Here is an 8,538-nt window from a genome sequence, read left to right on the forward strand (position 1 = left end):
TCCCGGGACCGCCCGCCCACATCCAGGCCGGCGCGGTCCCTGCCGCTCGGCCCGCTTCCGTCCGTCCTGAACCGGACGGCTGCCGGCCGAGCGCACACGACCTTTGCGCCTATCGTCATGCAACTCACCAAGAATTTCGTCAAAGCCAAGAATCCCTGCGCGGGCGGCTACAAATGGTTCCTGCGGGATCACAACGGACAGGGCGACTACCAGGCCGTGCTCGACGCCCTGGTCGCCGACGGCCGCGTCGGCGACGCCTGCTGGCTGCTGGACCAGTTCGGCCCGACCGACGCGGTGCTGCGGCTGGACGAGATCGACGCCAGCGCCGTGGTGTTCGCCGGCACGATCGAGGTGCGCATGGGCATCAATGTCGATTCCGTGGTGCGCGCCGGACGCGGCATCGTCGCCGGCGGCGGCATCCGCGCCGGCGAATCGGTGATCGCCGGCGAGAACATCCAGTCCGGCGCCCAGATCGCCAGCGCCGGCCTGCTGCGCGCGGGCGGCGACATCAGCGCCGAATGGGGCATCGAGACGGCCGACACGCTGGATTGCGCCGGCAACGCGCGCGCCAAATGGGACGTGCGCGCGGGCGGCAAGATAACCGTGGGAGGCCATCTGCACGCGGGCCAGGACGTGGCCTGCGACGACGCCATCGCCTGCGGCCAGGGCCTCAAGGCGGGCGGCTCGGTTGTCGCGGCCAAGGCGCTCACCGCCGGCTGCGGCATCCAGGCCGGCGCGTCTGTCGACTGCGGCGAGCACCTGGCCGCCGGCTGGGGCATGATCGCCGGCGAGGACATCCGCGCCGAGGGCGCCATCCGCGCGGGCGAAGGCATCCAGGCGCAAGGCGCCATCACGGCTGGCCCCGGCCACGGCATCTATGCCGGCCTGAACGTACGCCTGGACGCCTGGCCGGTCTGCGCCAGGGTCATCGCGAGCGAGCGCCCCAGCCAGCTGGTCAGCGGGCATTGGGAAGCGCGGGAACTGGAACTGGCCTGACAAGGCCTTGCCGCCCGCGCGACGGCAAGGCCGCACGGGCGCCAGCCGCCGCGCAAGGGCCGGCGCCCTCCCCGCTATCGCGCCGGCCTGAGCACCAGCATCAGCCCCAGCAGGATCGCCGCCATGCCGACCAGGCTCAAGGCCGGCAGCCGATTGCCCAGGATCAGGAAATCCAGCAGCGCCGTGCCGACCGGCACCAGGTAGAACAGGCTGGTCACGTTGACCAGGTTGCCCGCCTGGATCATGCGGTAGAACAGCAGCGTCGCGCCCACCGAGATCACCAGGCCCATCCATAGCCAGGGCAGCACGAAGCCGATGCTCCAGTCCACCCACAAGGGCTGGAACGGCGCGAACAGCAGGCACAGGACGAGGCTGACCGCGTATTGCAACGGCATCACGTCCATGGGCGGCTGGCTGGCCCGCTTCTGCAGGATGGCGCCCGCCGTCATGCTCAGCAGCGCGGCCATGGCGAAGCCGATGCCCGCCGCCGAATAGCGCGCCAAGGCGATGCTCTGGAACACCACCATGATGAGCCCGGCCAGGGCCAGCAGCAGGCCCGCCACGCGGCCCGCGTCGAAGCGCCGCTCCATCAGCGCCAGCGTCAGGATGGGCTGCGCGCCGAGCAGGGTCGCCAGCACCCCTGGCGTGACGCCGTGGTCCAGCGCCAGCAGATAGCAGATGGAATAGCAGCCGATGAGCAGGAAGCCCGTCAGCGCCACGCTGACGCGCGTTCCCGGCGCCGGCAGCCAACGGCGGCGACCGGCGCAGATCGCCAGCAACACCGCCAGCGCCAGCACGAAGCGCAGCAGCAGGAAGCCAAAGGCGGAGGCATGCGCCAGCCCCCATTTGGCGAAGATCGCGCCGCCGCTCCACAGCAGCACGAACAAGGAGGTGGAGCCATGGGCGGCCCACGCATTCCGGTTGAAAGACATGAGTTTCTACCTGTCGATGAGTGAACAGGCTCGAGCCCGGTCCATCCCGTCGCGGAAAAGCGGCGAGACGGATGCGCGAACCGCCGGACGCGTTCAGGCGTCAAGGCAGGCGGCTTGCGGGCCAGGCAGGAGCGTGATTGGACGAAGCGCGACGCGGACCGGATCGCCCGAACGGATCGGAACGAGCGGGAAGCGTCTTAGCGGCGGACGACGGCCGACGGCGGGTACGGGCCCGCGACGACGGCGACGACCCCGACGACGGTCGGCGGGGCTGCGGGCGGCGGCGCCGCTGCGACAGGAGGAGAAACCACCGCGCCTCGCGTCATGGCCCGTGCCGGCGCACGCGCGCCCGCTGCGCGGACGGCGCTGGCGGTGACGGCGATGGACAGGAAGTCGGACATGAGCGTTGCGGTGAACGACCCGGAGAACCGACAAGGTCCCCCTCTTGCGTGGCCAGGCCGGATGTTGCGTCCGCCCTGGATACCGCGCAGGATCAAGTGGCGTAGCCTACGCGCGCGCCCCATGCGCGTCAAGCGGCTTCACACAACTTGACCGCGGCGGCGCGGGACAGGGACCGGCCGCCGCGCGCGACGGCTATCCCGCCGCGCCGATGCGCCGCTGCGCCACGCCCAGATCGCGCCAGGCCTCGCCATGGCAGGTGAACATCAGGATCTGGTGGCGCGTGGCGGCATCGAACAGGGCGCGCTTCATGAAGTCGCGGCGGCCCTCGTCGGCGTGGACCAGCGCATCGTCCAGCACCAGCAGCGTGGGACGCCCCGCCTCCTGCAACAGGTCGGCGTAGGCGAAGCGCGCCAGGATGCCCAGTTGCTCGCGGGTGCCGAAGCTCAGGCTGTCGAGCGCGTCCTCGCCGCCGGCGCGCTGCAAGGCGGCGGGCAGCAAGGCATCATCCAGGCGCAAGGCAGCCTCGGGGAACAGCAGGCCCAGATAATGGCGCAGCCGGCGCGCCAGCGGCGCCTGCAGCCGCTGGGTGGCGGCCGCGCGCTTGTCGCTCAGCAGCCGCAGCAGCAGGTCCAGCGCCCGCGCGCGCCGATCCAGCTCGTCGCGACGGCGCTGCAGCCGCTCGCAATCGGCCTCGGCCTCGGACAGCCGTTCGCCCAGGCCTTGCGCGCCGGCCTGGTCCAGCTTGCCCTGCAGTTGCAGCATCTCGCCGTGCCGGCGCTGCTGCGCCTCGCGTTCCAGCGCGGCCGACTGTTCGAAGCGCAGCGCGTCCTGCTCGATCAACGCCGGACGCTGGCCGTCCAGCGCGGCCTCGGCCTCGCCCAGCCGCCGCGCCAGCAGATCATGATGGCTGCGCGTCTCGGCCAGCCGTCCCGCCCGCTCCTGGCGCTGCGCGCTGCGCTCGGGCGACAGCAGCGCGGCCCGGCTGGCCGTGGCCTGCGATTGCAGCATCTGGGCGCGGGTTCCCTCCGCGTCCGCCGCGCGCCGGGCCTCGGTCCAGGCATTGCCCGCGTGTTCGGCGGCTGCCTGCGCCTCGCCCAAGGCCTGCCGCGCCGTGGCCAGGTCAAGAACGTCGCCCTCGACCGCCGGCGGCAAGGCATGCAGACGCGTCCGCAGCGCATCACGCCGGACCTGTGCCTCGTCGCGCTGGCCTCGCAGCATGTCGATGCCCTTCGGCGCGTGGATCTGCAGCGCCCTGCGCATGCCTTCCAGATCGCCCTTGAGCGCCGCATGGCGGGCATGGCGCGCCTCGACCTCATCGACGCTGGCCGCGCCCAGGCGGGCCAGCAGCGCCACCCCATCGGCATCCAGCGCGGCCAGTTCGCGTTGCAGCGCGGGCAGGTCCTTGCCGCCCGGCTCGATGCGCAGGCGGCCCACGCCGGGCAGGTCCAGCTCCGCCGCGGCGGTCAGCAGCAGTTGGCCGTCGGCCTCCAGCTCGCAGCCGTCCAGCAGCGCCCGCGCGCCCGGCTCCAATCGGTACGACAGCCGCGTGGCCACGGCCTGCAGCTGGGCGCGCAGGCTGGCGCGCTGGCTTTCGATCCTGCGCAGCCCCTGCAGATCGGCGTCCGGCACCTCGATGCCGACCACCTCGGCCTTGAGCGCCGATCCCTGGGCAATCAGTTCATCCGCCGCTTTCAGCGCGCCATCCAGGCGTTCCGAGTCGGCGTCCAGCTGGCGCAGTTGCTGCTCCAGGTCGCGCCGATCGGCCTGCGCCTGCGCCGCCGTCAGGGCCAGCCGCGCCGCGTCGGCGGTGGCGCGTTGCGCGTCGCGCTGTTGCAGCGCGCGCGCCAGCGGCGCCTCGGACTGGCGCAGGCGCTCGGCGGCCGCCTGAGCCTGCTGTTCCAGCGTCCGCAGCTCGGTTTCATCCTGCTGGTCGCGCCCGACCTGGTCCTGCAACAGGCCCAGGTTGCTGGCGGCCTGTGCCAGCTCGCGGCGCAAGCCGTCCAGCGTCTCGCGCTCGCGCGCCAGGGCTGCCAGGCGCGTGCGCGCCTCGGCGGCCCGCGCTTCCAGCGCCTTCCAGGGCTCGGCCTGCTGCGCCTGCCCGTGTTCCTGGCGCAAGGCGGCCAGCCGGTCGACGTCCGCGTCCAGCTGCGCCTTGGCGCGCAGGGCGTCGTCGCGCGCCGACCGCGCGCGCGCCAACGCCTCGTCGGCATCCTTGAACACGCCCTTGGGCTTGCCGTTGCGCGCGTCCAGCAACGCGCCGCGCTCGGCCGACACGCGCTCGAACAGCCTGTCGCCGTCGCCGGCCGCCAGTTCGCCGGACAGGCGTGTCAGCGCGTCGCGCAGATGGCCCTGGGCATGGCCCGCGGGCGCGTTGAGCGCCTGGCCCTCGCCCTGCTGGATCCACAGCAGGCCGGGAATGCCCGCCTGCTCGGGCTTGCTCTGCCCGCGTCCGGGCATGTCGAAGCCCAGCAGCGCCGCCAGCGCATTCTCGGCCGCCTCGCCGTCCAGGCGTTCGGCGCCGCCGTCGATCAGCAGCTCGCAGCGCGCCCGCGTCAGGAACTGCTTTTTCAGCACGTAGTCGCGCCCCGCGTGGCTGAATGCCAGCTCCACGCTGGGCCGCGCGCCGGATTCGCCGCGCGGCGCCAGATCGGCGACCGTCTTGGTGCTGTAGCGTTCAAGGAAAGCGGCGCGGATGGCCGCCGCCACGGTGCTCTTGCCGGCCTCGTTGGGGCCGACGAACAGGTTCAGCCCGGCTTGCAGGCCGTCCAGCGCCAGGGGCTGGCGGAACTTGCGGAATTCTTCCAGGACGATGCGCGACAGCTTCATTGCGCGCCTCCTTCGGCCGCCGCCTCGCGCTGCATCCGCAGCAGCAGGCGCAGCGCCTCGGATGCGACGGCGGCTTGCGCATCGTCGCCCGGCGCGGCCTGCATCGCCTGCAGCTGCGCCGCGACCTCGGCCACGTAGCCGCTGGCGCCCAATTGCGCGAAATCGGCCTCGTCCGGTTCCAGCAGCAGGCCCGAGAAATCACAGAGCAGCGCGCGCGCCTGCGCGGCCGCCTCGCCCGCCGCGCGTTGCAGCAGCTCCCAGCCGGGCATGCCCACGTGGCCGGCCACCTCCAGCTTCAGCACGTCCTCGCCGCGCAGCGCCGCCAGCCGGTCGGCCAGCGCCTGGGCGTCGGTCGGCAGGCTCAGCGTCTCGCTCCAGGCCGACCAGCGGTAGCGGCCCAGGGCCACGCGCTCGACCTCCGGCGCCGCGCCCGGACCGGCGATGCGCACGTCCAGCACATAGCCCGGCTCATTGCCCCGGAATCGATCCTGCTCGGGCGTGCCCGCATACCAGCAACGCTCGTCCACCTGCAGGCAGCCGTGCCAGTCGCCCAGCGCCAGATAGTCCAGCCGCGCGCGCGCAGCGCGGTCCGCCGCGATGGGATTGGTGGCATCGATGGTGTCCGGCAGGCGGCCCGTGACGCTGCCGTGCGCCAGTCCGACGCGCACGCGGCCGGCCTCGCTTTCCATCAGGTCGAACGCCTGGGTCACGTCATCGTAGGTATGGCGCTGGGTGAGCGGCGCGGCCAGCACCGCCAGGTTGGCGCCGGGCAGGTCCACCACGCCGGTGCGCAGCGGCACATGCACATTGGCGGGCACGCAGCCCAACTGGATGGCGCGGGTCCAGACGCTGTCGGCCAGCGCGGCGTCGTGGTTGCCGGCGATCATCACCCAGGGGCCGGCGTAGGCGCCCAGCGCGCCGAACAAGCGCCGGATGCCACGGTCGGAGATGCCTTGCGTGTCGAACACGTCGCCGGCCACCAGCACCGCATCCACGCCGCGCTCGGTCGCCAGCTGGGCAATGCGGGCCACGGCATCAAAGCGCGCCTCGGCCAGCATGGCGGCGTCATCGGAATCGAATTGGCCGTACTGGCGGCCGATCTGCCAGTCGGCGGTATGCAGGATATGCGTCATGCGGCGATTGTGTCACAAGCGCGCGGACGCGACGGCCCTGGGCAGGGACCTTGCCGTCACCCGCGGCCGCCGCGCATCGCCCCACCCATTCGACCGCCATGCCGCCCGGCGAAGCGCCATTGGCGGCGCTGAATAAACGACGGCCCGGCCGGTATCGTGCGCCGGGCGGGCCGTATAAAGGCGCCGGCTTCCGGCCGGCGCTGGAGACAAACGTCAGTCGGGCTCAGGCGCCCTTGCCGCCCAGCACCAGCGGCTGGCCGCGCGCGGCGCCGCGATCGTAGCGCGACAGGCCCAGGTCGTCGGCGCGGATCGCCGGACGCTGGCCCATGACCTGGTCAGCCACCAGCTTGCCCGAACCGCAGGCCATGGTCCAGCCCAGCGTGCCGTGGCCGGTGTTCAGGAACAGGTTGCCGTAACGGGTGGCGCCCACCACCGGCGTGCCGTCCGGCGTCATCGGCCGCAGGCCGGTCCAGAACTCGGCGTGCGGCAGGTCGCCGCTGCCGGGGAACAGATCGTCCACCACCATTTCGAGCGTCTTGCGGCGGGCGTCCTTCAGGCGCAGGTCGAAACCCGCCACCTCGGCCATGCCGCCGACGCGGATGCGCTGGTCGAAGCGCGTCACGGCGATCTTGTAGGTTTCGTCCAGGATGGTCGACACCGGCGCGGCGGACTCGTCGACCATGGGCACGGTCAGCGAATAACCCTTGAGCGGATAGACCGGCAGGTCCAGGCCCAGCGGTTCCAGGAAACCGCGGGTGTAGCTGCCGAAGGCGGCCACGTAGCGGTCGGCGGTCAGCACCTCGTCGCCCACGCGCACGCCGGTGATCTGGCCGCCCGCGGTGTTCAGGCCGGCCACGTTCTGGCCGTAGCGGAATTCCACGCCCAGCTCAGCGGCCATGGCCGCCAGGCGGGTGGTGAACAGATGGCAGTCGCCGGTTTCGTCGTTGGGCAGGCGCAGGCCGCCAGTCAGCTTGTGGCTGGAGCGCTCCAGGGCCGGCTCGGCCGTCACCAGGCGATTGCGGTCCAGCAGTTCGTAGGGCACGCCAACCTCTTCCAGCACGGCGATGTCGCGGCGCGCCGCTTCCAGTTGCGCGTCGGTGCGGAACAGCTGCAGCGTGCCGCGCGTGCGCTCTTCATAATGGATGCCGGTGGCCGCGCGCAGTTCGCGCAGGCAATCGCGGCTGTACTCGGACAGGCGCAGCATGCGTTCCTTGTTGATCGCATAGCGCTCGGCCGAACAGTTGGCCAGCATGGCCGCCATCCACTTCAACTGGAACAGGCTGCCGTCCAGGCGGATCGCCAGCGGCGCATGCTTCTGGAACAGCCATTTGATGGCCTTCATCGGAATGCCGGGCGCGGCCCACGGCGTGGAATAGCCGGGCGAGACCTGGCCGGCGTTGGCGTAGCTGGTCTCCTTGGCGGCCGCGGGCTGGCGGTCCAGCACCGTCACTTTGGCGCCCTGGCGGGCCAGGTAATAGGCGGTCGTCGTGCCGATGACACCGCTGCCGAGGACGATCACATGCATGATTCTTTCCGATGGTTGGTTTTATGCAGGAATTTCGGTAGTCTATGGCCCTTATCACAGCGAATATCACTGAAGATTTTGCTTTGGCAGTGCTTTTTCTCGACCAACCCTGCTTTTTGACCCCGCGGAAGTGAAATGCGCGAACTGGACCGCCTAGACCTGAAAATCCTGGATATCCTGCAGCGCGAAGGCCGGATTCCTGTGACGGAATTGGCCGAGCGCGTGAACCTGTCCGCCACCCCCTGCTCCGACCGCATCAAGCGCATGGAGCGCGAAGGCGTGATCACCGGCTACCACGCGCGCGTCAATCCGGCGGCGCTGGGCAAGAACCTGCTGGTGTTCCTGGAAATCAAGCTGTCGGCCAAGTCGGGCGACGTGTTCGACAAGGTCAAGCAGGAACTGCTGTACGTGCCCGAAGTCATGGAATGCCACCTGGTATCCGGCGAGTTCGACTACCTGGTCAAGGCGCGCCTGAGCGAAATGAACGAATACCGCCGCCTGCTCGGCGAGATCCTCAAGCGCCTGCCCGCTTCCGCCGAATCGCACAGCTACATCGTGATGGAAGAGATCAAGGAATCGCTGTACCTGCCCGTCGACAGGTAGGCCCGCGCCATTTGTAACAGAACGGGCGGCCGGCGGCTGGTATGCTGGCACCCCTTTTGCCGCCGGCCGGCCCCGCGCCCGCCCCCGCGGCGCGCGTCCTGATGCTTGTTTTCGCCTATGC

At 71.1% G+C, this 8,538-nt stretch carries 6 protein-coding genes; 2 read left to right on the forward strand and 4 right to left on the reverse strand.

What is annotated here, in order from left to right; all coding sequences use genetic code 11:
• The first annotated feature begins 117 nt into the window (after positions 1-117).
• On the forward strand, positions 118-996 hold the full coding sequence (locus KDH83_RS27620; RefSeq protein WP_212321599.1) for a hypothetical protein: 879 nt from the start codon (positions 118-120) through the stop codon (positions 994-996).
• Between the two features lie 74 nt (positions 997-1,070).
• Here the strand turns inward: KDH83_RS27620 and KDH83_RS27625 are convergent, their stop codons facing one another.
• From KDH83_RS27625 to KDH83_RS27640, 4 genes are all read right to left on the reverse strand, one after another.
• Entirely contained in the window at positions 1,071-1,928 is an 858-nt protein-coding gene (locus tag KDH83_RS27625; RefSeq protein ID WP_212321601.1) for a DMT family transporter, read from the reverse strand.
• Positions 1,929-2,522: 594 nt separating this feature from the next.
• Positions 2,523-5,156, reverse strand: coding sequence for an AAA family ATPase (locus KDH83_RS27630; protein ID WP_212321604.1), 2,634 nt, complete (start codon positions 5,154-5,156; stop codon positions 2,523-2,525).
• Positions 5,153-6,289 (reverse strand): DNA repair exonuclease, encoded by a 1,137-nt coding sequence (locus KDH83_RS27635; RefSeq protein WP_212321606.1) that lies wholly within the window; start codon positions 6,287-6,289, stop codon positions 5,153-5,155. The genes KDH83_RS27630 and KDH83_RS27635 overlap by 4 nt, the downstream gene beginning before the upstream one ends.
• A gap of 223 nt (positions 6,290-6,512) precedes the next feature.
• Positions 6,513-7,814, reverse strand: coding sequence for a D-amino acid dehydrogenase (locus tag KDH83_RS27640; protein ID WP_212321608.1), 1,302 nt, complete (start codon positions 7,812-7,814; stop codon positions 6,513-6,515).
• A 135-nt stretch (positions 7,815-7,949) separates the two neighbouring features.
• Here KDH83_RS27640 and KDH83_RS27645 point away from each other — a divergent pair, with 135 nt between their 5' ends.
• Positions 7,950-8,417, forward strand: coding sequence for a winged helix-turn-helix transcriptional regulator (locus tag KDH83_RS27645; RefSeq protein WP_103274622.1), 468 nt, complete (start codon positions 7,950-7,952; stop codon positions 8,415-8,417).
• Positions 8,418-8,538: the final 121 nt, after the last annotated feature.

The organism is Achromobacter sp. Marseille-Q0513 (genome assembly GCF_018195695.1).
Taxonomy (GTDB): domain Bacteria; phylum Pseudomonadota; class Gammaproteobacteria; order Burkholderiales; family Burkholderiaceae_B; genus Achromobacter.